Origin of the sequence: Microbacterium sp. Leaf288 (assembly GCF_001422925.1) — a bacterium.
Lineage (GTDB): Bacteria > Actinomycetota > Actinomycetes > Actinomycetales > Microbacteriaceae > Microbacterium.
In genome coordinates this window covers 439,605-460,696 of sequence record NZ_LMNI01000012.1, presented here as the reverse complement: position 1 = coordinate 460,696, position 21,092 = coordinate 439,605, and the positions used below count along the sequence as shown (strand labels likewise).

20 protein-coding genes and 1 riboswitch are annotated in these 21,092 nt (G+C 70.1%); of the genes, 10 read left to right on the top strand and 10 right to left on the bottom strand.

The features are described 5' to 3' along the window. Positions 1-75 precede the first annotated feature (75 nt). Positions 76-1,956 carry a phosphoenolpyruvate carboxykinase (GTP) gene (locus tag ASF40_RS15665; protein ID WP_056370689.1) on the top strand — a complete coding sequence of 627 codons (1,881 nt, stop codon included), beginning with the start codon at positions 76-78 and terminating at the stop codon, positions 1,954-1,956. A gap of 238 nt (positions 1,957-2,194) precedes the next feature. Here the strand turns inward: ASF40_RS15665 and ASF40_RS15660 are convergent, their stop codons facing one another. After that, complete coding sequence (locus tag ASF40_RS15660) at positions 2,195-4,195, bottom strand: ABC transporter ATP-binding protein (protein WP_056370685.1); 2,001 nt, start codon at positions 4,193-4,195, stop codon at positions 2,195-2,197. 26 nt (positions 4,196-4,221) lie between these two features. Continuing rightward, positions 4,222-4,437 (bottom strand): transcriptional regulator, encoded by a 216-nt coding sequence (locus ASF40_RS15655; RefSeq protein ID WP_045300911.1) that lies wholly within the window; start codon positions 4,435-4,437, stop codon positions 4,222-4,224. Between the two features lie 153 nt (positions 4,438-4,590). Between ASF40_RS15655 and ASF40_RS15650 the strand changes: the two genes are divergently transcribed. From ASF40_RS15650 to ASF40_RS15620, 7 genes are all read left to right on the top strand, one after another. After that, on the top strand, positions 4,591-5,532 hold the full coding sequence (locus ASF40_RS15650) for an ABC transporter ATP-binding protein (protein WP_056370683.1): 942 nt from the start codon (positions 4,591-4,593) through the stop codon (positions 5,530-5,532). Further along, positions 5,529-6,401, top strand: coding sequence for an ABC transporter permease (locus tag ASF40_RS15645; protein ID WP_082497104.1), 873 nt, complete (start codon positions 5,529-5,531; stop codon positions 6,399-6,401). Before ASF40_RS15650 ends, ASF40_RS15645 begins: the two co-directional genes overlap by 4 nt. After that, positions 6,398-7,225, top strand: a complete 828-nt coding sequence (locus ASF40_RS15640) for an ABC transporter permease (RefSeq protein ID WP_056370681.1) — start codon at positions 6,398-6,400, stop codon at positions 7,223-7,225. Before ASF40_RS15645 ends, ASF40_RS15640 begins: the two co-directional genes overlap by 4 nt. A 125-nt stretch (positions 7,226-7,350) precedes the next feature. Next, positions 7,351-8,025 (top strand): TetR/AcrR family transcriptional regulator, encoded by a 675-nt coding sequence (locus ASF40_RS15635; protein WP_056370680.1) that lies wholly within the window; start codon positions 7,351-7,353, stop codon positions 8,023-8,025. Continuing rightward, a complete protein-coding gene (locus ASF40_RS15630) occupies positions 8,025-8,432 on the top strand; it encodes a hypothetical protein (protein WP_056370679.1) in 408 nt (135 codons plus the stop codon). Before ASF40_RS15635 ends, ASF40_RS15630 begins: the two co-directional genes overlap by 1 nt. Beyond that, a complete protein-coding gene (locus tag ASF40_RS15625) occupies positions 8,429-9,034 on the top strand; it encodes an SRPBCC family protein (RefSeq protein ID WP_235560258.1) in 606 nt (201 codons plus the stop codon). The genes ASF40_RS15630 and ASF40_RS15625 overlap by 4 nt, the downstream gene beginning before the upstream one ends. Continuing rightward, positions 9,031-9,723 (top strand): DUF4166 domain-containing protein, encoded by a 693-nt coding sequence (locus ASF40_RS15620; RefSeq protein ID WP_235560257.1) that lies wholly within the window; start codon positions 9,031-9,033, stop codon positions 9,721-9,723. Before ASF40_RS15625 ends, ASF40_RS15620 begins: the two co-directional genes overlap by 4 nt. Before the next feature lie 204 nt (positions 9,724-9,927). Here ASF40_RS15620 and ASF40_RS15615 read toward each other — a convergent pair whose 3' ends face one another. The 7 genes from ASF40_RS15615 to ASF40_RS15585 form a co-directional block, all read right to left on the bottom strand. Next, the gene (locus ASF40_RS15615) at positions 9,928-11,409 is read right to left on the bottom strand and encodes an MFS transporter (RefSeq protein ID WP_056370677.1); all 1,482 of its coding nucleotides are present in this window, start codon (positions 11,407-11,409) and stop codon (positions 9,928-9,930) included. A gap of 228 nt (positions 11,410-11,637) precedes the next feature. Next, positions 11,638-11,991 carry a hypothetical protein gene (locus tag ASF40_RS15610; RefSeq protein WP_056370675.1) on the bottom strand — a complete coding sequence of 118 codons (354 nt, stop codon included), beginning with the start codon at positions 11,989-11,991 and terminating at the stop codon, positions 11,638-11,640. A 62-nt stretch (positions 11,992-12,053) separates the two neighbouring features. Then, positions 12,054-12,530 (bottom strand): 6,7-dimethyl-8-ribityllumazine synthase, encoded by a 477-nt coding sequence (ribH, locus tag ASF40_RS15605; RefSeq protein WP_056370670.1) that lies wholly within the window; start codon positions 12,528-12,530, stop codon positions 12,054-12,056. Next, a complete protein-coding gene (locus tag ASF40_RS15600) occupies positions 12,527-13,801 on the bottom strand; it encodes a bifunctional 3,4-dihydroxy-2-butanone-4-phosphate synthase/GTP cyclohydrolase II (protein WP_056370668.1) in 1,275 nt (424 codons plus the stop codon). The genes ribH and ASF40_RS15600 overlap by 4 nt, the downstream gene beginning before the upstream one ends. Further along, positions 13,798-14,421: a riboflavin synthase gene (locus ASF40_RS15595; protein ID WP_056370666.1), complete on the bottom strand. Its 624-nt coding sequence runs from the start codon at positions 14,419-14,421 to the stop codon at positions 13,798-13,800. Before ASF40_RS15595 ends, ASF40_RS15600 begins: the two co-directional genes overlap by 4 nt. Further along, on the bottom strand, positions 14,421-15,458 hold the full coding sequence (gene ribD, locus ASF40_RS15590) for a bifunctional diaminohydroxyphosphoribosylaminopyrimidine deaminase/5-amino-6-(5-phosphoribosylamino)uracil reductase RibD (protein WP_056370664.1): 1,038 nt from the start codon (positions 15,456-15,458) through the stop codon (positions 14,421-14,423). Before ribD ends, ASF40_RS15595 begins: the two co-directional genes overlap by 1 nt. A 68-nt stretch (positions 15,459-15,526) precedes the next feature. After that, a riboswitch (FMN riboswitch) is annotated at positions 15,527-15,699 on the bottom strand. A 69-nt stretch (positions 15,700-15,768) separates the two neighbouring features. Next, positions 15,769-16,728, bottom strand: coding sequence for a sugar-binding transcriptional regulator (locus tag ASF40_RS15585; RefSeq protein WP_056370662.1), 960 nt, complete (start codon positions 16,726-16,728; stop codon positions 15,769-15,771). A gap of 87 nt (positions 16,729-16,815) precedes the next feature. Here ASF40_RS15585 and ASF40_RS15580 point away from each other — a divergent pair, with 87 nt between their 5' ends. Next, complete coding sequence (locus tag ASF40_RS15580) at positions 16,816-18,543, top strand: glycerol-3-phosphate dehydrogenase/oxidase (protein ID WP_082497103.1); 1,728 nt, start codon at positions 16,816-16,818, stop codon at positions 18,541-18,543. A gap of 72 nt (positions 18,544-18,615) precedes the next feature. After that, positions 18,616-20,154, top strand: a complete 1,539-nt coding sequence (gene glpK, locus ASF40_RS15575) for a glycerol kinase GlpK (protein ID WP_056370658.1) — start codon at positions 18,616-18,618, stop codon at positions 20,152-20,154. Between the two features lie 4 nt (positions 20,155-20,158). Here glpK and ASF40_RS15570 read toward each other — a convergent pair whose 3' ends face one another. Next, entirely contained in the window at positions 20,159-21,019 is an 861-nt protein-coding gene (locus ASF40_RS15570) for an Fpg/Nei family DNA glycosylase (protein WP_056370657.1), read from the bottom strand. Positions 21,020-21,092: the final 73 nt, after the last annotated feature.

Sequence of the window (21,092 nt, the reverse complement as noted above, 5' to 3'; positions counted from 1 at the left end):
TTTCGTGGGAAGACCCGCCTGTTACGTCCGAAAGTAGAGGAAGAGCACGAATCTGCATCAACGAGGAGCGACACCATGGCCCTTGCCGACATCTTCCCCCGAACCGAAGGCTCCACCACCGCCCGTCCCACCCTCACCCGGACGTATGGCGAGCTGCCCACCGTTCAGGGCGAAGGCATGGCCGGGCTGCGCGCGTGGGTCGACGAGATCGCCGCGCTCACGCAGCCGGCGCGCATCCACTGGGTCGACGGCTCGCGTGCCGAGAACGACATGCTCCTTCGCGAGATGGTCGACGAGGGCAAGCTCATCAAGCTCAACCCCGAGTGGCGCCCGGGCTCGTACCTCGCCCGCTCCCACCCGAGCGACGTGGCGCGCACCGAGGCGCGCACGTTCATCGCGTCGGAGCGCGAGGAGGACGCCGGCCCCACCAACAACTGGGCCGCGCCCGACGAGATCCGCGCCACCATCACCCCGCTGTTCGAGGGCTCGATGAAGGGCCGCACGATGTACGTCGTGCCCTTCTCGATGGGCCCGGTCGGCGGCCCCCTGTCGCACGTGGGCGTGCAGGTCACCGACAGTGCCTACGCCGTCACGTCGATCGGCATCATGACGCGCGTCGGCACCGACGTGCTGCGCGAGATCGCGGGCGGCGCGCACTGGGTCAAGACCGTGCACTCGGTCGGCGCCCCGCTGCAGCCGGGCCAGCAGGACGTCGCGTGGCCGTGCAACGACGAGAAGTACATCGTCCACTTCCCCGACACCCTCGAGGTCTGGTCGTACGGCTCGGGCTACGGCGGCAACGCGATCCTCGCCAAGAAGTGCTTCGCGCTGCGCATCGCCTCGGTGATCGGCCGCGACGAGGGGTGGCTCGCCGAGCACATGCTCCTCATCCGCGTCATCGACCCGGCAGGTCGCGCCTACCACATCGCCGCCGCGTTCCCGTCGGCGTGCGGCAAGACCAACCTCGCCATGCTCCGCCCGACGATCCCGGGCTGGCGCGTCGAGACCCTCGGCGACGACATCGCGTGGCTGCGTCCCGGTGAGGACGGGCGCCTCTGGGCCATCAACCCCGAGGCCGGCTTCTTCGGCGTCGCACCCGGAACCGGCCAGTCCACCAACGTCACGGCGGTCGAGACGCTGTGGGGCAACACGATCTTCACGAACGTGGCGCTGCGCCCCGACGGCGACGTGTGGTGGGAGGGTCTCACCGACGAGCCGCCGGCACAGCTCACCGACTGGGAGGGCAACCCCTGGACGCCCGCATCCGGTCGTCCCGCCGCCCACCCGAACTCGCGCTTCACCGTCGCCGCGGCCCAGTGCCCGCAGATCGCCGACGACTGGGACGCCCCGCAGGGCGTGCCGCTCGACGCGATCCTGTTCGGCGGCCGCCGCGCCACCAACGTGCCGCTCGTCGTCGAGGCGACGGACTGGACGCACGGCGTCTTCATGGGCTCCAACATCTCGTCGGAGAAGACGGCGGCCCAGGAGGGCACCGTCGGAGAGCTGCGCCGCGACCCGTTCGCGATGCTCCCGTTCTGCGGCTACAACATGGCCGACTACTTCGGGCACTGGCTCAAGGTCGGCCAGCAGCTGCGCTTCGACCGCGCACCGCGCGTGTTCCAGGTGAACTGGTTCCGCAAGGGCACCGACGGACGCTTCCTGTGGCCGGGCTTCGGTGACAACTCGCGCGTCATCGACTGGATCATCCGCCGCATCGAGGGTGAGGTCGGCGCCGTCGAGAGCCCGATCGGCCGCCTGCCTCGCACCGAGGACCTCGACGTCGACGGCATCGACGTGCCGCAGGCCGACCTCGACGAGCTGTTCGCGGTCGACCCGCAGCTGTGGCTGCACGAGGCCGACCTGACCGAGGAGTTCTACCGCACCTTCGAGGGCCGCGTCCCCGCTCCGCTGTGGGCCGAGCTCGCGGCGCTCCGGTACCGCCTGCAGCGCGCCTGACCCGGTTCCGACGCCTCGGCCCCGCCTGTGCGAGGGGTCGAGGCTTCGGTCTCGGTTGCGGCCGGCGACAGTCGCACACAGACCGGCGCCCGGACCTCTTCTTGGCAGAGGGGCCGGGCGCCTATTCCTTCTCCGACTCGGGCTGTTCCGCAGTCGCTTCCGGCGGGTGCGCGGCCCCGCCGAGCGCACAACGCGACTGCGGAACAGTGGGGATTCGGTCGGGCGGGGGCGAGGAGGATCAGACCAGCAGCTGGTGCTTGGCGAGGTCGCGGTAGAGCGGCGTGGTCTGCACGAGCTCGGAGTGCGTCCCCTGGCCGACGACGCGGCCGTGCTCCATGACGACGATGTGGTCGCTGTCGACGACGGTCGACAGGCGGTGCGCGATCACGACGAGCGTGCGGCCGGCCGCGACGGCGTCGATCGCCTCGCGCATGCGCTGCTCGTTGAGCCCGTCGAGCGACGACGTCGACTCGTCGAGCAGCAGGATCGGGGGAGCGGCCAGCAGCGCCCGCGCGATCGCGAGGCGCTGGCGCTCGCCGCCCGACAGCATCACGCCCGACTCGCCCACGGGCGCGTCGACGCCCAGCGGGTTGCGGTCGAGCACCTCGCCGAGGTTCACGGCGCGCAGCACGGCCTCGCACTCGGAATCGGATGCCTCGGGCGAGGCGAGTCGAAGGTTGTCGCCGATCGTCCCGGCCAGCGTCGGGGCGTCCTGCTCCACGTAGCCGAGCTGCGCGCGCAGGTCATCGCGCTCGAGGGTGCGCACGTCGGTGCCGTCGAGGAGGATCGCCCCGCCGGTCGGGTCGTAGAAGCGCTCGATCAGCGCGAGGGTCGTGCTCTTGCCGGCACCGGACGGTCCGACGAGGGCGACGCGCGCCCCGCGCGGGACCGAGAACGACACGCCCCGCAGCACATCGGCATCGGCGGAGACGGATGCCGCGGCATCCGCCAGTCCTTCGGGGCCGGTGTCGCCCGCCCCGTCGCCGAGCACGATGGTCGAGGTGTCGACGTGGGCGCTCTCGAGCACCGCCAGCGCCTCGGACTCGGCCTTGCGGCGCGCCTCGACGACGTTCGCGGGGTAGTGGAAGCGCACGTCTCGGAACTCGATCGCGGCGGGCTCACCCGGCGCTGCGGCCGGTGCAGAGGCGCTGCCGGCCACGCGTGCGGCGATCGCCGCGTCGTCCTGTGACTCGGTCGGGAGGTCGAGCACCTCCTGGATGCGGCCGAGGGCACCGAGAGCCTGGCTCACCGACGTGATCGCGCCGAAGAACGACCCGAGCGGGGCGATCAGCATGAAGAGGAACATGATGAAGGTCACGAGGCTCGCGATCGACAGGGCGCCGGTCGCGACGCGGAAGCCGCCGAGGCCGATGACCACCAGCAGCGACACCTGCAGCGCGATATTGGCGATCGGCACCACGAGCGCCGACACCTTCGCGATGCGGACACCGACGTCGTAGGCATCGGTCGCCTGCGAGGTGACGGCGTCGATCTCGCGCTGCGTCGCGCCCGACGCGCGCACCGTGCGGATCGAGCCGACGGCTCGTTCGACCCCGGACGCGAGCGCGCCCACCTTCTCCTGCTGCTCCGTCGAGGCTGTGCGGATGCGACCGCTCAGCAGCACCACGCCGAGCACCGAGACGCCGATCACGAGCACGATGATCGCGAGCAGCACCGGATCGATGATCGCCATAGCGATGAGCGCACCGGCGAACAGCAGCCCGTTGCCGATGGAGTCGGCCAGGCCCTGTGTGAGCGCGGCGTAGAGCAGCGTGGTGTCGCTGCCGACGCGCGAGACGATGTCGCCTGTGCGGCGTGCATCGAACTCGCTGATGGGCAGGTGCAGGATGCGGGCGATGAGGCGGCGTCGACTCGAGTACACGACGGCGGTGCCCGTGCGCTGCAGCAGGTAGTGCTGCCAGCCCGAGATGAGCGACGCGAGCAGCACGAAGCCGACGAGCGCCCAGACGAGCATGCCGAGGTCGAGGTTCTCCTGCACGCGCGTGATGACCTGGCCGACCAGCAGCGGCTGGATCAGCGACGCCCCGGCGCTCAGGATGCTCAGCACCACCACGACGGCGAGCGTGCGCTTGTGCTCGAAGAGATAGGGGAGCAGCTGCGAGAACGTCGCGCGCGGCCCCTCTTCGACCTTGCCGCGGCGGGAGCGCCCGCGCCGGGCGCGGGGGGAGTCGGCAGGTGCGGGGGCGGGAGGGGCTTCGTCGAGATCGGCGGAGGGCATGGGTGTACCTCGTTCGTGAAGGGGGCTTACCTTCGACCGTACTTCTTGTGGACGGCCTGTCGGCTCACGCCGAGGGCGCCCGCGATCGCCTGCCATGAGAAGCCCAGGTTGCGCGCCTTGCGCACCTGCACCTCCTCGGCGCGCGCGAGCTCGCGGCGCACCTCGGCGAGACGGTGCAGCTCCGCGATCGGCTCGCGACCGCCTGCCGCCCCGATCAGGGTGGTCAGTTCGTCGCCGCTCATCGGGCAGCCTCTCGTTCGGCAGACACGGATGCTGCGGGCCGCGGCATCCGCGTCAACCGTAGTTGACAGTCGAGGAGGTGTCAACTCTTGTTGACGATCGGGCTGCCCGCGCGGCCACTGGGCCGTGTCGGAGCGGGGCGTTAGGGTAGTCCGGTGCCCGCCCCCGTGATCACCGCTGAGAACCTCGTCAAGGCCTACAAGGTCAAAGGCAAGCCCGACTTCCTCGCCGTCGACGGTCTGTCGTTCGAGGTGGCGCCGGGCGAGTCGTTCGGACTCCTGGGCCCGAACGGTGCAGGCAAGTCCACGACGATGAAGATGGTGGGCGCGGTGTCGACGCGCACCAGCGGAGAACTGTCGATCCTCGGGCTCGACCCCGACCGCTACGGCCCCGAGATCCGGTCGCGTCTGGGCGTCGTGCCCCAGCAGGACAACCTCGACGGCGAGCTCAACGCTCGCGAGAACCTCTACATCTACGGCCGCTACTTCGGCCTGCCTGGCAAGGTGTGCCACCAGAAGGCCGACGAGCTGCTCGCGTTCGCCCAGCTCGAAGACAAGGCCAAGAGCAAGGTCGAGCAGCTGTCGGGTGGCATGAAGCGGCGGCTCACGATCGCGCGCGGCCTCATCAACGACCCGCGCATCCTGCTGCTCGACGAGCCGACCACGGGTCTCGACCCGCAGGCGCGCCACGTGCTGTGGGACCGCCTGTTCCGCCTGAAGGAGCGCGGCACCACGCTCGTGCTGACGACGCACTACATGGACGAGGCCGAGCAGCTCTGCGACCGGCTGATCGTCGTCGACAAGGGGCGCATCATGGCCGAGGGCACTCCGGCCTCGCTCATCCGGGAGCACTCCAGCCGCGAGGTGCTCGAGGTGCGCTTCGGCTCCGACCGCAACGAGCAGGTCGCGCCGCAGCTCGAGGGCATCGGCGACCGCGTCGAGGTGCTGCCCGACCGCATCCTCGTCTACGCGAACGACGGCGAGGCCGCCCTCGAGACCGTGACGCACCGGGGGCTCACCCCGATCACGTCGCTCGTGCGCCGCTCGAGCCTCGAGGACGTCTTCCTCCGGCTCACCGGAAGGTCGCTGATCGAATGAGCCTTCCCTCCGAAGACGCCACGACCCGCGTGCAGCCCTCGCTCGACGAGCTGCGCGACGAGGCGATGCAGTGGGGCCGCAAGCCCCGCGCGTTCGGCACCTGGTACGTCACCGAGCACATGGTGCGCGCGATGCGCGCGTACGGCTGGACCATCATCGTCGGCGCGCTCGGCCAGCCGATCCTCTACCTGCTGGGGCTCGCCGTCGGCCTCGCCGCGCTCATCGACGCCCCGATCACGCAGAACGGCGTCGAGGTCTCGTACCTCGTGTTCGTCGCACCGGCCCTGCTGATGACCGCCGCGATCTCCGTCGCGTCGGAGGAGTTCTCGTACCCCGTCATGGCCGGCTTCAAGTGGCGCCGCTACTTCTTCGGCTTCAGCGCGACCGGGCTCTCGCCAGGGCAGATCGCGGGCGGCGTCATCTCCGGCGCCTCGGCCCGCATCATCGTCGTGGTGATCGCGTACTACCTGTTCCTGTGGCTGTTCCAGGCGGTGCCGAACCCCGAGACCGGCTGGCTCACCATTCCGATCGGCCTGCTCGCGGGCCTCGCGTTCGGCATCCCGTACATGGCGTACGCCGCGTCGATCACCGACGACAAGGGTCAGGTCGCGCTCGTCCAGCGTTTCATCTTCATGCCGATGTTCCTGTTCTCGGGCACCTTCTACCCGCTGGCCACGCTGCCGCTCTGGCTGCAGTGGATCGGGTGGGTGTCGCCGCTGTGGCACGCGACCGAGCTCGGCCGCCTCGCCACCTACGGCCTGCCCATGGACCCGTTCGTGATCGTCGTGCACGTCGGCTACCTTCTCCTGCTGTCGATCGGCGGCTACGTGATCGGCCGCCGCATGTTCCAGAGGAGGCTCGGCGCATGAGCACCGCGGTCGGAACCGAGCCCGCCGCCGTCCGCGCGGGCGGCGTGCGCGCCCTGTGGGCGGGCAATCCGCAGTCCGTCGTGCAGCGCGGCCTCATCGCCGCGCGCTCGTCCAGCTGGGCCGTCGTCCTTTCGGGCTTCTTCGAGCCCGTGTTCTACCTCGCCTCGATGGGCATCGGCCTCGGCTCGCTCATCGGCGACGTGCAGACCTCCAGTGGCGTGGAGGTGCCCTACGCGGCCTTCATCGCGCCCGCACTGCTCGCCGTGTCGGCGATGAACGGCGCGATCTACGACTCGACGTGGAACGTCTTCTTCAAGCTCAACTACGGCAAGCTCTACGAGGGCATGCTCGCGACATCGCTCGGGCCGCTCGACGTCGCGCTGGGCGAGATCCTCTACGCGCTGCTGCGGGGCCTGCTGTACGCGACCGGCTTCATGATCATCATGCAGATCCTCGGGCTCAACCTCGCGTGGACCGCGATCCTGGCGCTGCCGGCGGTGCTGCTCATCGCCTTCGGGTTCGCGAGTCTCGGCATGGCTGTCACGAGCTACATGAAGACGTTCCAGCAGATGGACTGGATCAACTTCGTGCTGCTGCCGATGTTCCTGTTCTCGGCGACGCTGTACCCGATCACGATCTACCCCGAGTGGATCCAGCACATCATCATGGCGTTCCCGCTGTGGCACGGCGTCGAGCTCGTCCGCGGACTCACCACCGGCATCCTCACCCCCGAGATGTGGTGGCATGTCCTCTATTACGTCGTCATGATCGCCATCGGTCTGGTGTTCACGACGAAGCGTCTCCGCGCGCTGTTCCTCGACTGATTCCCGGTTGACGCGGATGCTGCAGCCCTCGCAGGCTGCAGCATCCGCGTCGTCGCGTGCCTGCGTATGCGCTTCGCGCTTGCTGTCCCTTGAACATGTTCAGAAACGGCGGTATCTTTCTGAACATGTCCAGTTCTGTTGGCCCAGCAACCAAGAGCGAGCGCACGAGAGCGCTCATCCGCGACGTCGCCCTGCGCTCGTTCCGGGAACGTGGGTACGACCAGACCACGATCCGGCTCATCGCGTCCGAGGCCGGCGTTTCGGTGGGCACGACGAACTACCACTTCGCGTCGAAGAACGACCTCGTTCAGGAGCTCTACCTCGACGTGCAGCGACAGCACCGCGCGGCGGCGCTCCCGCTCCTCGAGACGAGCAACGATCTCGTGGAGCGGCTCGGCATCGTCTTCCGCACAGGGCTCGCGCAGCTCGAGCCCTACCACCGCTTCGCCCCGGAGTTCCTTTCGGCCGCGGTCTCGCCACGCTCGTCGATCAACCCGCTGTCGAGCGACTCCTCGCAATCACGAGAGATCGTGGTCGGGCTCTTCCGCGAGGCGATCGCCGGTGCCGCCGACAAGCTCCCCGCGGAGTTCGACGAGGATCTGCCGTCGGCGCTGATGCTCGGCCACCTGCTGCTCGCCCTGTTCTGGGTCTATGACACGTCGGACGGTCGGGAGCGCACGAGTCGGCTGCTCGACCGCGGCCTGCGGCTCCTCAAGCTCTCGCTTCCCCTGGTGCGGCTGCGCGTGCTCCGCAAGCCGCTGCGCGAACTGCTCGACCTCATCGCCGAGGTGCAGGCGTGATGACCCACGGCGAAGCCGCGGCGACCGCATCCGGGGGATCCTCGGCCCCGGCGGCGGTGGGACTCTGGAGTGAGCGGTGGTTCCGCGTTCTCACGCTGCTCAACGTGTTCATCGTGATCGCGTCGGCGTGCGTCTGGGCTGCGTCGCTGAGTGATGCGCTGCCCATGGCGGCGTCGTGGCTGATGTTCGCGCTGCCTGTCGTTCCCGCCACCGTCGCGATGCCGGCCGTTTCGGTGGTCATCGTCGGGTCGGCGGCGGCCCTGTCCGCGCTGAACATGTTCGGCGAAAGGCAGAAGGGCCGGCGCTTCCTCCGCGCCATGACGGTGTGGGGCACCATCGCCCTGGGCGCGCCGGTGGCGTTCGCGGCGGTGTGGATCTTCGTCGCGGCGATCGGCTCGCTGCGGTGACCGGGCGTGCGATCTACGTCAGCATCCGCATCGCTGCGCCGATGGAGCGGGTGTGGCAGCTCACCCAGGACCCGGCGTTGCACGCGCGCTGGGACGTGCGTTTCAGCCGCATCACTCCGGCCGCACCCCTGGCCGGCGGCGGTACGCGCTTCATCTACGAACGACGCCTGCCCGGAATGACGATCACGGGCGCCGGCATGACGATCGGCGAACGCGAGCGTCCTGATGGAACGCGCACGTCCGCGCTCCGTTTCGACAGCGACAGCCGGCTCTCGCCGCTCGGCGCCGGTCGAGGGTACTGGCGGTATCGCCCGGACGGTGATGACATCGTCTTCACGACCGGGTACGACTACAGCCCGGGTTGGGGTCGCGCGCTGGATCTCATCGTTCGGCCGCTGATCGGCTGGGCGACCGCCTGGAGCTTCGATCGGCTGCGGATCTGGGCCGAGACCGGCACCCCGCCCGAGCGGTGGCCGGTGCGATCCGTGCTGCACTTGTGGCGCGCACCGCGTCCTCGCGCCGCTCGCTGCCGGCGCCGCCCTGCGAACCGCCGGGTCATGGAGGACGCCCCGACGACCCTGCACGCTCTGGTGCACCCGTGAGCACTGAGACCGCGATCGCGACGTCGCTCTTCGCGCGCGCCATGGGCGACGACTTCTCCCGCCTCCACCCGATGCTGCAACGGCGTTTCGGCGTCGGCCTCGCGTCCGGTTATGCGTGTGTCGGCAGCGGCACGATGATCTCGATTCGGCGAGGTCCCTGGTGGACGATCCCGTTCCTTCAGATCGGGCGCTTCCGCAACATCCTCATCCCCGAGACGGGGCAGGGCATCGCGTTCACGATCGAGAACTATCCCTACCGCGACCCGTTCGGACGCGAGACGGTCACCTTCGTGCGTCACTTCCGGATGCCGCGCGCCGTGCGCCGCTTCGACGCCACGATGATCCTCGGCGACGACGGCCGTGTCGTCGACTATCTCGGCAGTCATCAGCACCTCGCGGTCGACCTCCAGCTGACAGCGGAGCCCGACGGCAGCCTCCTGTTGCGATCCGACCGGCAGCGCTTCTACGAGGGCCCGTTCGGCTTCCGGTTCCCCATGCTCTTCAGCGGCCGTGCCGAGCTCCGCGAGAGCTACGACGACCGCGCGCAGGTCTTCCGCGTCGGCCTCGAGGTGCGCAACCGGCTCTTCGGCTTCCTGTTCGGCTACGAGGGCGAGTTCCGCTGCGATTTTCCTGAGGCCACCGATGCGCCCTCGCACACGAAGCCCGTCCGGCACGAGCGACGCACCTGAGTGGAGCCGACGGATGCCGCGCCCGCTGTACTTCGCGCGTTCGCGTCGTAGCGGAACGGGGTGTCGCGGGGACACAACTCAGGCAGGCCGCGGCGCCCGATGCGGGCAGGGGCGGCAGCGCGGGCTTCTGCCTGAGGTGTGGGCCGAGACGGGGATGCCTCGACCCGGCCGGGTCGAGGCATCCGTCGTCCTGAACAACCGGGGCTAGAGCGAGCCGGTGGCGCCGACGCCCAGGTCGGCGTCGTAGTCGACGTCCTTGGTCTCGGGCGAGAGGAGGAGCGCGATGAAGGTCAGCACGCCCATCGCCGAGAGGTACAGGCCGACGAGCCACGGGCTGCCGTCGGCTGCGGCCCACAGCGCCACCGCCACGATCGGGGCGAGCGCGGCGCCGAGGATCGACGACACGTTGTACGAGATGGCCGAGCCCGAGTAGCGGACATTCGTCGGGAAGAGCTCCGGCAGGACCGCGCCCATCGGGCCGAACGTCGAGCCCATCAGCATGAATCCGAAGATGAGGAACGCCTGGGTCAGGGCTCCGGTGAACTTCGGGTCGAGCTGGGGCGACAGGAACAGGTTGAACGTGAGGCCGAAAACGATGATGAGGCCCGTCACCCACAACAGCAGGCGCCGGCGGCCGATCGTGTCGGCGATCGGGCCCGACAGCAGCGTGAAGATGCCGAAGAACACGACGCCGATGATCTGCATCAGCACGAAGTCGGTGTAGCCGAAGCCGAGACCCGGATAGAACTGCGCGGCGAAGGCCGCCGGGTCGAACGCGGTGCCCGCGGCCTCGGCCGCCTTCTGCGCGGCCGCGGACGCGACCTCGAGGTCGGCAGCCTTCGTGCCGTACGAGAGCGTGAAGTTCGTCATCAGGTAGAACAGCACGTAGGTCGCCAGCATGATGAACGTGCCGAGGATCAGGTGCCACCAGTGGTGACGCAGGACCGTGCCGAGCGGGAACTTGCGGATCGCCCCCTTCTTCTCGGCCTTGACGAACGTGTCGGACTCGACGAGGCGCAGGCGCACCCACAGGCCGATGATCACCATGACGGCGGAGAACAGGAACGGAACGCGCCAGCCCCACGCGAGGAAGTCGGCCGAGCGCTGACCCGCGCCGTCGGGGTGGGGGAGCAGGAAGTTGATCGCGAGGAACACGGAGTTCGCGATGATGAAGCCGAGCGGTGCGCCGAGCTGCGGGAACGTGCCGTACCAGGCGCGCTTGCCCTTCGGGGCGTTCTCGGTCGCCACGAGCGCGGCGCCCGACCACTCGCCGCCGAGCGCGAAGCCCTGGAACAGGCGCAGGATCAGCAGCAGGATCGCAGCCCACACGCCGATGTCGTTGAACGTCGGAAGGCACCCGATGAGGAACGTCGCGATACCCATCGTGAGCAGTGACGCGACGAGCGTCGCCTTGCGGCCGAAGCGGTCGCCGAAGTGCCCGAACACGATCGCGCCGAGGGGGCGTGCGATCATCGCGGCGCCGAAGACGCTGAACGACAGCAGCAGCGACGTGGTGTCGTTGCCGGTCGGGAAGAAGAGGATCGGGAAGACGAGGACGGCGGCGGTCGCGTAGACGTAGAAGTCGTAGAACTCGATCGTGGTGCCGACGAGGCTCGCCAGGATCACGCGGGAGCGGGGGTTTGCGGGTGCCGCGGAGGTCGCGGCGGTCGTGCTGGGGGAGGACATATTCACCTGGGGCATGCGCGGAGCGAGGCATCCGGATGGGATGCGGCGGTGGGCGGACGCCGGGCGCAGGGTGACGCGTCAGGCGGCACTGCACTGGATCACCGTGGGTGCGGGCGTTGTCGCCCGGCACAACAGACCAGCCTACTCCCGGGATCGGGTCCCGGTCGCAGAGACGGAGAACGGATGCTGCGGCCCAGGGCCGCAGCATCGGTCTCGCGTGTCAGAGGGTCAGCGCCAGAGCACCGCGATCGCGGCGTTGGCGAAGGTGAGCACACCGATCGACCAGAAGACGGCGCCGGGCACCGAGCCGGTCTTGCGCTGCCGGCCGGCGCCGATGCCCAGGAGTGCGCCGATGATGACGAGGATGACCAGCTTCACGCCGATCTTGGCGTAGTTGAGGTCGTACTCGATGCCCCACGGGGCGGCGAGGATGAGGCCGGCGAGACCGGCGATCGCGAGGCCCCAGTTCATGAGGCGCGTGATCTGGTGCTTTCCGTTCACCGCTTCGACGACCCAGGCGCCGAAGAGGATGGCGAAGCCCACGAGGTGGACGAGCACGACGACGTGGCGGAGGATTTCCATGCCATCAGCCTAGCTGAAGGTTGCCGTCGTGACCCGTCCGATTCGTCCCGCATCCGCGCCGTTCAGGCGCGCAGGTCGCGCAGCACCACGGCGGTGCGGATGGCCGCGTCGGCTGCCTCGAATCCCTTGTCTTCGACGGAGCCCTCGAGGCCGGCGCGGGCGATGCCCTGGGCCTCGTCGTCGAGTGTCAGCACGCCGAAGCCGACCGGCTTGCCGGTGTCGAGCGCGACGCGGGTCAGGCCGTCGGTCGCCGCGTTCGAGACGAACTCGAAGTGCGGCGTGCCACCGCGGATGATGACACCGAGCGCCACGACCGCGTCGGCCCCGGCCTCCAGAGCAGCCTTCGCCACGACGGGGAGCTCGAACGAGCCGGGCACGCGGACGAGCCGGTGCGAGGCGCCCGCGGCATCGGCGGCGCGTGCGGCGCCGGCGATGAGACCCTCGGTGATCGTCTCGTGCCACGTGCCCGCGACGACGACCACGTCGAGTCCGCTGCCGTCGACGGGTGCCGTGGCCTCGGGTGCGCCCTTGCCGCTCATCGTTCTGCTCCTTCGTGCATGTGTGCGATGGCGTCCGCGAGGTCCGCCTCGTTGATGATGTGACCCATGCGATCGCGCTTGGTCTCCAGGTACTGGTGATTGTTCGGGCCGACGCCGACCAGGAGCGGCACCTGCTCGACGATGTCGAGGCCGAGCTCGCGCAGCTGCTTCACCTTGTCGGTGTTGTTGGTCAGCAGCCGCACCCTCTCGATACCCAGGTCGGTGAGGATGCCCGCGGCCGCCGCGTAGTCGCGGGCGTCGGCGGGGAGGCCCAGCGCGAGGTTGGCGTCGACGGTGTCGAGGCCGCGCTCCTGCAGCGAGTAGGCGCGCAGCTTGTTGATGAGGCCGATGCCGCGACCCTCATGGCCGCGCATGTAGATGACCACGCCGCCGTCCTGCTCGATGGCGTCGAGGGCGGCCTCCAGCTGCGGGCCGCACTCGCACTTGAGCGAGCCGAACGCCTCGCCCGTCAGGCACTCCGAGTGCACGCGCACGAGCGGTGCGTCAGAGAGCTCGCCCGAGACGACCGCGATGTGGTCGGTGCCGGTGACGCGGTCCTTGTACGCGAGGAAGCGGAACTCTCCGTGCCCGGTGGGCACGTGCGCCTCCGCGCGCAGGCTCACCCGGCGCTTGTGCGCGTTGCGGATCGCAGGATCGCACGGGACGTTCTCGTCGAGGTGGGCGGCGAGCTGCTCGATCGTGATGACCGGGATGCCGTACTCGGCGCCCAGCTCCTGGAGCCCGGGCAGGCGCATCATGCTGCCGTCCTCGGCGACGACCTCGCCGATGACGCCGACCGGCGCGAGGTCGGCGAGCTTCATGAGCTCGACGGCGGCCTCGGTGTGGCCGGCCCGCTCGCGCACGCCGCCGTCGACGGCGCGCAGCGGCAGGATGTGGCCGGGGCGGATGACGCTGGTGGGCGTCGACTCGGGGTTCGCGAGCACGTTGAGCGTGTGGGCGCGGTCCGCGGCGCTGATGCCGGTCGAGACGCGGTCGGCGGCGTCCACGCTCACCGTGTACGCGGTGCCGCGGGCGTCCTCGTTGTTCTCGACCATCGGCGGCAGGTCGAGGCGGTCGGCCCAGTCGGCGGGCATCGGCGCGCACAGGAAGCCGCTCGTCCAGCGGACCGTCCACGCGACCCACTCGGGCGTGGCGAGCTGGGCCGACAGGATGACGTCGCCCTCGTTCTCGCGGTTCTCATCGTCCGCGACGATGACCGGCCGGCCGGCGCGCAGCGCCTCCAGAGCCTCGGGGATCGTGGCAAGGCTCATTTCGAGCCTCCTTCCGTGGAAAAGGCCAGCAGCCGCTGTACGTGGCGCGCCAGGATGTCGGTCTCGAGGTTGACGCGGTCGCCCGGCACACGGGCGCCGAGGGTGGTCGCGGCGAGGGTCTCGGGGATGAGCGAGACCTCGAACCAGCCGTCGCCGGGGGCGGCGGCGCTGGCACCGCTCACGGTGAGCGAGACGCCGTCGACGGCGATCGAGCCCTTGTCGACGACGAGTGGGGCGAGCTCTGCGGGGATCGAGATGCGCAGCACCTGCCACTGTTCGCCGGGTCGCACTTCGAGCACCTCGCCGGTGCCGTCGATGTGGCCCTGCACGATGTGTCCGCCGAGGCGGCCGTGCGCGGCCGTCGCACGCTCGAGGTTGACGACGCGGCCGGCGGAGACCCCCTCGAGGGTCGACATGTCGAGCGTCTGCTTCATCACGTCGGCGGTGAACCAGTCGGAGCCCTGGTCGACGACCGTGAGGCACACGCCGCTGACCGAGATGGAGTCGCCGTGCGCGGCATCCGACACGGCCTTCGGCCCGCGCACCGTCACGCGCACGCCGTCGCCCGACGGTTCGACCGCGGTGACCTCGCCGACCTCCTCGATGATTCCGGTGAACATCACTCGTCTCCTTCCGAAGCGGGGTGGGCGACGAACAGCAGATCGTCGCCGAGTGGGGTGACGGATGCCACGGCCAGGCGTCGCGCCTCGGCGATGGTGGACACCCCGATGTCCTGCACAGCGAGCCGGTCGCCGCCGAGCAGCACCGGAGCGACGTAGACGAGCAGTTCGTCGGCGAGCCGCTCGCGCAGGAACGACGCCGCGACGGCAGGACCGCCCTCGACGAACACGCGCTGCACCCCGCGGTGGCGCAGGTCTTCGAGCAGGGCGTGCAGCCCACCCGTGGCACCGTCGCCGGGGTACTGCAGGAACGGGTGCGGATGCTGCCGCACGGCCGCCGTCTCGGGCACGGCGCGCGCGCCCACGACGACCGGGATCGGCTGGTGGGGCAGCAGCGAGCCGTCCTCGGCGCGGGCGGTGAGCGCCGGGTCGTCGGCGAGCACCGTGCCGGTGCCGGCGACGATCGCGTCGGCTTCGGCGCGGCGGCGGTGGACGTCGGCGCGGGCCTGCGGTCCGGTGATCCACTGGCTGGTGCCGTCCGAGGCCGCGGCGCGGCCGTCGAGGCTCTGGGCCCACTTCACGGTGACGTGCGGCCGGCGCAGGCGCTGGACCGTCAGCCACGAGTCGAGGAGCGCGGTCGCCTCGTCGGCGAGCAGGCCGGCCTCGACCTCGACGCCGGCTGCGCGCAGCCGCGTGGCCCCGCCGGAGGAGTGGTCGCCGGGATCGGCGATCGCGTAGACGACTCGTGTGACGCCCGCGGCGATGAGGGCCTCGGAGCACGGTCCGGTGCGACCGGTGTGGTTGCAGGGTTCGAGGGTCACGATCGCGGTCGCGCCGCGCGCGGCACCGGGCGCGAGCCTCGACAGCGCGTCCACCTCGGCATGCGGGGTGCCCGCGCCGCGGTGCCAGCCCTCGGCGAGCACATCGCCGTTCGGCGACAGCAGGAGCGCGCCGACCTGTGGGTTCACGCCACGCGGACCGCGTCGGGCGATCGTCAGCGCCCGACGCATCGCGTCGTGTTCCGCTGTGCTCGCCATCCGGCCCCTCGTCTCGTCGTTCTCGACGCCCCGGGGCATGGGAAGCGGAGGCGCGCACGGCGACGCCTCTGTGCTGCCTCCCATCCGGACTAGCGACCTGCTTCCCTCAGGAAACCTGTCGCATCACCGTCGGTTCCGGAATTCCACCGGATCGGCCGCGGCGGCATCCGAAACGGATGCTGAAGCCTTGGCTCGCGGACTGTCACCGCCGGTTCGGATTCTCACCGACCCCGGAGCACGTTGATGCTCTCGAGTGTAGTCAACGCGGCATCCGTCCATTCATTCCATGTCGTCGAATGAAGTCAGCTCTTCACTCCAGGAGTGCCCGCGCGGTGGCCTCGTCGACGATGAGGTCCGTCGCGATGCGCGCGGCGAGGGCACCTCGGAGGCTTGCGAGCTTCGACACCCCTGACACGATGCAGAGGCGCCGTGGGATGCCACGCAAGAGATCGAGGCTCGGGCCGGTGGCACGGTCGTTGAGGGCGATGGCGTCGCTCGACCCGTCCGCGCGGTAGAAGACCGTGGCCACGTCGCCGACGACGCCTTCGTCGGCGAGCTGATCGAGTTCAGCCGGCTCGAGGTAGCCGCCGCTGTAGACGTGGCTCGGCACGCGAGATCCCGCGGAGCCGGTGCTGAACACCACGAGGTCCATCGCGGGGAGCATGTCGAGGATGCGCCGCGTGCTGCGCTCGCGCCACATGGCGTCCTTCGTGGCGGGGTCGTCGAAGAAGGCCGGCACGGGGAACTGCTGCGCGCTCCCGTCGTAGGCGGCGGCGAACCGGCTGAGGATCTCGCTCGCGTAGAGGAGACCCGTCGAGTGGGTGTTGCCGGAGCCGTTCAGCTGCACGAATGTCGCGCCGTGCACCGTCTTGGGGACGAGGTGGCGGCTCACCGCCGCGGTCGTCGACCCCCAGGCGACGCCCACGATCATGTCGTCCTGCACGAGGTCCAGGAGCGCGTGCGCGGCGGCGATCGCGACGCGCTGCAGCCGGTCGACCTCGGTGGTGTCGTCGGGCACGGGAACGACTTGGGCGAGGATGCCGAAGCGCTCGGCCAGTCGCTCCTCGAGTCGCTGCGGCGCGGCGAAGGGCGACCGGATGCGGATGTCGACGATGCCCGTCGCCCGCGCGTGCGTGAGCAGCCGTGACACCGTCGAACGCGACGTGCCGAGCTCCTGGGCGATCGCATCCATGGTGCGATCCTGCACGTAGTAGAGGTGCGCGGCCGTGAGCGCGCGCTGCATCGTGCGGGCGTCGCCGATCTGGTCCATCCGCCTATCGTGCACGTATGTGCATATCTCCTGCAAGGACGTCCAGCGATGTCATGATGGGACGACAGCACGACGATGGGGGATGCGATGGCGGCGCGGGCAGCGGAACGAGGATGGGCGGCTCTTGCCGAGCGGCCTTACGCGGACGTGCTGATCATCGGCGGCGGCATCAACGGTCTCGCCACGTTCCGCGATCTCGCGATGCAGGGCGTGGACGTCGCACTCGTCGAGCGCGACGACTTCATCAGCGGCGCGTCGGCGGCGTCGTCGCACATGATCCACGGCGGCATCCGCTACCTCGAGAACGGCGAATTCCGGCTCGTGCACGAGGCCGTGACCGAGCGCAACGCGCTGCTGCGCACCGCACCGCACTACGTCAGGCCGCTGCAGACCACCATCCCGATCTTCTCGACGTTCTCGGGAGTGCTGTCGGCGCCGCTGAAGTTCCTGCGCCACGGCGGCGGGAAGCACCGTGAGCGCGGGGCCGCGCTCATCAAGATCGGGCTCGTCATCTACGACGCCTTCTCCCGCGGGGGCGGCGTGTTCGGCAAGGGGACCGTCCCACGCCACACCTTCCACGGACGCAAGCGCTCGCTCGCGCAGCTGCCCGAGCTGAACCCCGACGTGAAGTACACCGCGACCTACTGGGACGCATCCCTCCACGACCCCGAGCGCCTCGCCATCGACGTGCTGCGTGACGGCCGCGCGGCGGGCGGCGATCGGGCACGAGCCGCCAACTACACCGCGGCCGTCGGGGTCGACGACGGGAGGGTCGTGCTGCGCGACGCTCTGACCGGCGAGGAGACCCGATTCTCGGCATCCGTCGTCGTGAACGCCAGCGGTCCGTGGACGGATCTCACCAATCTCGCCCTCGGCGACCCGACCCGGTACATGGGCGGGACGAAGGGCTCGCACGTCGTGCTCGACCACCCCGGGCTGCTTGCCGCGACCGGCGGGCGGGAGCTGTTCTTCGAGAACGAGGACGGGCGCATCGTCCTCATCTACCCGCTCAAGGGCCGCGTTCTGGTCGGCACCACCGACCTCGAGCACGACATGGCCGACCCGATCGTGTGCACCGAGGCGGAGGTCGACTACTTCATCGAGCTCATCGGCCAGGTGCTGCCGACGATCCCGGTCGAGCGCTCGCAGATCGTCTACCGGTTCGCGGGCGTGCGGCCGCTCCCCGGCCACGACGATGTCTCGCCGGGGTTCGTCTCGCGCGACTACCGCGTCGAGTCCGCACCGCTGATCGGTGGGGATGCCACGGTCCTGAGCCTCATCGGCGGAAAGTGGACCACCTTCCGCGCGTCGGCCGAGCATCTCGCCGACCGCGCCCTCGAGCTGCTGGCCCGCCCGCGCCGCGGCTCGACCCGCGGAGTGCCGATCGGCGGTGGCCGCGGATACCCGATGACCGAGCGCGCCCGCCGGCAGTGGATCGCGGCTCACGCCGCCGACGTGCCTGCCGGCCGCGTCGCGGTGCTGCTCGACCGCTACGGCACCGTCGCCGAAGCCGTCGTGGACGCGATCGCCGCGGATGCCGACGACGCCCTGCTCGAGCACCTGCCGGACTACAGCTCGGGTGAGCTGCGCCACCTTGCCGCGACGGAGGACGTCACGCATCTCGACGACCTGCTGCTGCGGCGCACCAGCATCGCGTTCATCGGCGAGGCGACGGCGGAGGCGGTCGCGGAGGCGGCCGACGCGGTCGCGCCCGTGCTCGACTGGGACACCGCACGCACCGCGCTCGAAGTGGGACGTGCCCTGGACCGGATCCACGCCGCGGACCCGTCCTGGATCCCCGCCGGCGCGCGATAGCCTGACCGCACGCGCGCTCGCCGCGCGGCCGACCCGCGCGGGCGATGTCGCCCGCCGAGCAAGGAGACGACGTTGCCCGAGCACGTGCTGTCCATCGACCAGGGCACGACGTCGACGCGTGCCATCGTGTTCGACGCCGCCGGTTCCATGGTCGCCGCATCGCAGCGTGAGCACGAGCAGATCTTCCCCCGGGCCGGTCGCGTGGAGCACGATCCGGTCGAGATCTGGACCAGCACCGAGTGGGTCATCGCGTCGTGTCTCTCGCGCGCCGGCCTCGCAGCATCCGACGTCGCTGCAATCGGCGTGACGAACCAGCGCGAGACGGTGATCGTGTGGGAGAAGCGCACCGGGCGTCCGGTGCACAACGCGCTCGTGTGGCAGGACACCCGCACCCAGCCCCGGATCGACGAGCTCGCGGCCGAGGGCGGCGCGGATCGGTTCGCCGAGGCTACCGGGCTGCCGCTCGCCACGTACTTCTCGGCGTCGAAGGTCGCGTGGATCCTCGACAACGTGGACGGGGCGCGAGCGGCCGCCGAAGCGGGAGAGCTGCTGTTCGGCACGCCCGACACCTGGGTCGTGTGGAACCTCACGGGCGGCGCGCGCGGCGGCATCCACGTCACAGACGTCACCAACGCGTCGCGCACGCTGCTCATGGACCTGCGCACGCTCGACTGGTCGGACGACCTGCTCGCCGTGTGGGGCATCCCGCGCGCGATGATGCCTGAGATCCGCTCCTCATCCGAGGTGGTCGGACACTCCTCGCTGCCCTCGGTGCTCGACGGGGTGCCGATCGCCGGGATCCTCGGCGACCAGCAGGCGGCGACCTTCGGGCAGGCGGCCTTCGAGGCGGGGGAGTCGAAGAACACCTACGGCACCGGCAACTTCCTGCTCGTGAACACCGGTACCGAGATCGTGCGATCCGGTAGCGGCCTCATCACCACGGTCGGCTACCGGATCGGCGACGAGCCCGCCCGCTACGCGCTCGAGGGATCCATCGCGGTGACCGGCTCGCTCGTGCAGTGGCTCCGCGACAATCTGGGCATCATCCAGCGTTCCGAGGACGTCGAGACCCTCGCCGCGAGCGTCGACGACAACGGCGGCGCCTACTTCGTGCCGGCGTTCTCCGGGCTCTTCGCGCCGTACTGGCGCCCTGACGCGCGCGGCGCGCTCGTCGGGCTCACACGCTATGTCAACAAGGCGCACATCGCCCGCGCGGCCCTCGAGTCGACGGCATTCCAGACGCGTGACGTGATCGAGGCCGTCGTCGCCGATACCGGCCGCACGCTCGACGAGCTGCGCGTCGACGGTGGCATGACCCGCGACGACCTCCTCATGCAATTCCAGGCCGACATCCTCGGCATCCCGGTCGTCCGTCCCGAAGTCGTCGAGACCACCGCGCTCGGCGCCGCGTACGCCGCGGGTCTCGCGACCGGCGTGTGGAGCGACCTCGATGAGCTCCGATCGCACTGGCGGGAGGACGTCCGCTTCGAGCCGCGGATGCCCGAGGACGAGCGCGAGCGCCGCTATCGCCAGTGGCGCAAGGCCGTGTCGAAGTCCCTCGACTGGGTCGACGACGACGCCCGCGTGCTCATGGGCACGACCGGCGACTGACGCCTCATTTCAGCAGGCGCGAGAGGCGGCGGTCGGCGAGGATCTTGCCGCCGGTCTGGCAGGTGGGGCAGTACTCGAGCGAGTTGTCGGCGAAGAAGACGCTGCGCACCTCGTCGCCGCAGACAGGGCATTTCTCGCCGCGACGCCCGTGGACCTGCATGCCCCGGCGTTTCGCGTCCTTGAGCTCGGCCGGTGGCTTTCCGGATGCCTCCGCGACAGCATCCGTCAGCGTCTCGGTCATCGCGTCGAACAGGCGCGTGATGTCGTCGTCGGACAGGGAGGAGGCCAGTGCGTACGGCGACATCTTCGCCGCGTGCAGGATCTCATCGGAGTAGGCGTTGCCCACGCCCGCGATGATCATCTGGTCGCGCAGCACCCCCTTGATCTGGGTGCGACGGCCGGCGAGGAGCTCGGCGAAGGTGTCGCGGGTGAAGGAGGCGTCCAGAGGGTCGGGGCCGAGCCGTGCGACGCCGGGGACGTCCGACGGGTCGCGCACGACATAGACCGCGAGGGACTTCTTCGTGCCCGCCTCGGTGAGATCGAACCCGGCGCCGTCCGAGAGCGCGACGCGCAGGGCGATCGGGGTCTTGCCCGGGCGGATGATCGTCTTCGGCAGCTCGTCGTACCAGCGCAGCCACCCGGCCTTGGCGAGGTGGAACACGAGGTGCGGGCCGGTCGTGGCGAGATCGATGAACTTGCCGTGGCGCGAGGCGCCCGTGATCTCCTGCCCATGGAGCGCATCGATCGGCGGGTCGTACGTCTTCAGCGCCGCGATGTTCGCGACGCTCGCCCGCGCGATCTGCACGCCGGTGAGCCGCTCGCGGAGGAAGTCGACGAGTCCCTGCACCTCGGGCATCTCGGGCATGCGCTCATCCTGCCATGCCGTGGCGACACGCGGGCCGGCCGTCAGCGGTCGGGACGACGCGGCCACGCGACTC

What these genes read in the sequence shown, in the direction of transcription:
- ASF40_RS15600 (WP_056370668.1), bottom strand. Translation starts at nt 13,801, where the DNA reads ATGAGCCTTGCCACGATCCCCGAGGCTCTGGAGGCGCTGCGCGCCGGC.
- ASF40_RS15630 (WP_056370679.1), top strand. Translation starts at nt 8,025, where the DNA reads ATGACCCACGGCGAAGCCGCGGCGACCGCATCCGGGGGATCCTCGGCC.
- ASF40_RS15655 (WP_045300911.1), bottom strand. Translation starts at nt 4,437, where the DNA reads ATGAGCGGCGACGAACTGACCACCCTGATCGGGGCGGCAGGCGGTCGC.
- ASF40_RS15580 (WP_082497103.1), top strand. Translation starts at nt 16,816, where the DNA reads ATGGCGGCGCGGGCAGCGGAACGAGGATGGGCGGCTCTTGCCGAGCGG.
- ribD (WP_056370664.1), bottom strand. Translation starts at nt 15,458, where the DNA reads ATGGCGAGCACAGCGGAACACGACGCGATGCGTCGGGCGCTGACGATC.
- ASF40_RS15645 (WP_082497104.1), top strand. Translation starts at nt 5,529, where the DNA reads ATGAGCCTTCCCTCCGAAGACGCCACGACCCGCGTGCAGCCCTCGCTC.
- ASF40_RS15595 (WP_056370666.1), bottom strand. Translation starts at nt 14,421, where the DNA reads ATGTTCACCGGAATCATCGAGGAGGTCGGCGAGGTCACCGCGGTCGAA.
- ASF40_RS15615 (WP_056370677.1), bottom strand. Translation starts at nt 11,409, where the DNA reads ATGTCCTCCCCCAGCACGACCGCCGCGACCTCCGCGGCACCCGCAAAC.
- ASF40_RS15570 (WP_056370657.1), bottom strand. Translation starts at nt 21,019, where the DNA reads ATGCCCGAGATGCCCGAGGTGCAGGGACTCGTCGACTTCCTCCGCGAG.
- ASF40_RS15635 (WP_056370680.1), top strand. Translation starts at nt 7,351, where the DNA reads ATGTCCAGTTCTGTTGGCCCAGCAACCAAGAGCGAGCGCACGAGAGCG.
- ASF40_RS15610 (WP_056370675.1), bottom strand. Translation starts at nt 11,991, where the DNA reads ATGGAAATCCTCCGCCACGTCGTCGTGCTCGTCCACCTCGTGGGCTTC.
- ASF40_RS15660 (WP_056370685.1), bottom strand. Translation starts at nt 4,195, where the DNA reads ATGCCCTCCGCCGATCTCGACGAAGCCCCTCCCGCCCCCGCACCTGCC.
- ASF40_RS15585 (WP_056370662.1), bottom strand. Translation starts at nt 16,728, where the DNA reads ATGGACCAGATCGGCGACGCCCGCACGATGCAGCGCGCGCTCACGGCC.
- ribH (WP_056370670.1), bottom strand. Translation starts at nt 12,530, where the DNA reads ATGAGCGGCAAGGGCGCACCCGAGGCCACGGCACCCGTCGACGGCAGC.
- ASF40_RS15640 (WP_056370681.1), top strand. Translation starts at nt 6,398, where the DNA reads ATGAGCACCGCGGTCGGAACCGAGCCCGCCGCCGTCCGCGCGGGCGGC.
- ASF40_RS15665 (WP_056370689.1), top strand. Translation starts at nt 76, where the DNA reads ATGGCCCTTGCCGACATCTTCCCCCGAACCGAAGGCTCCACCACCGCC.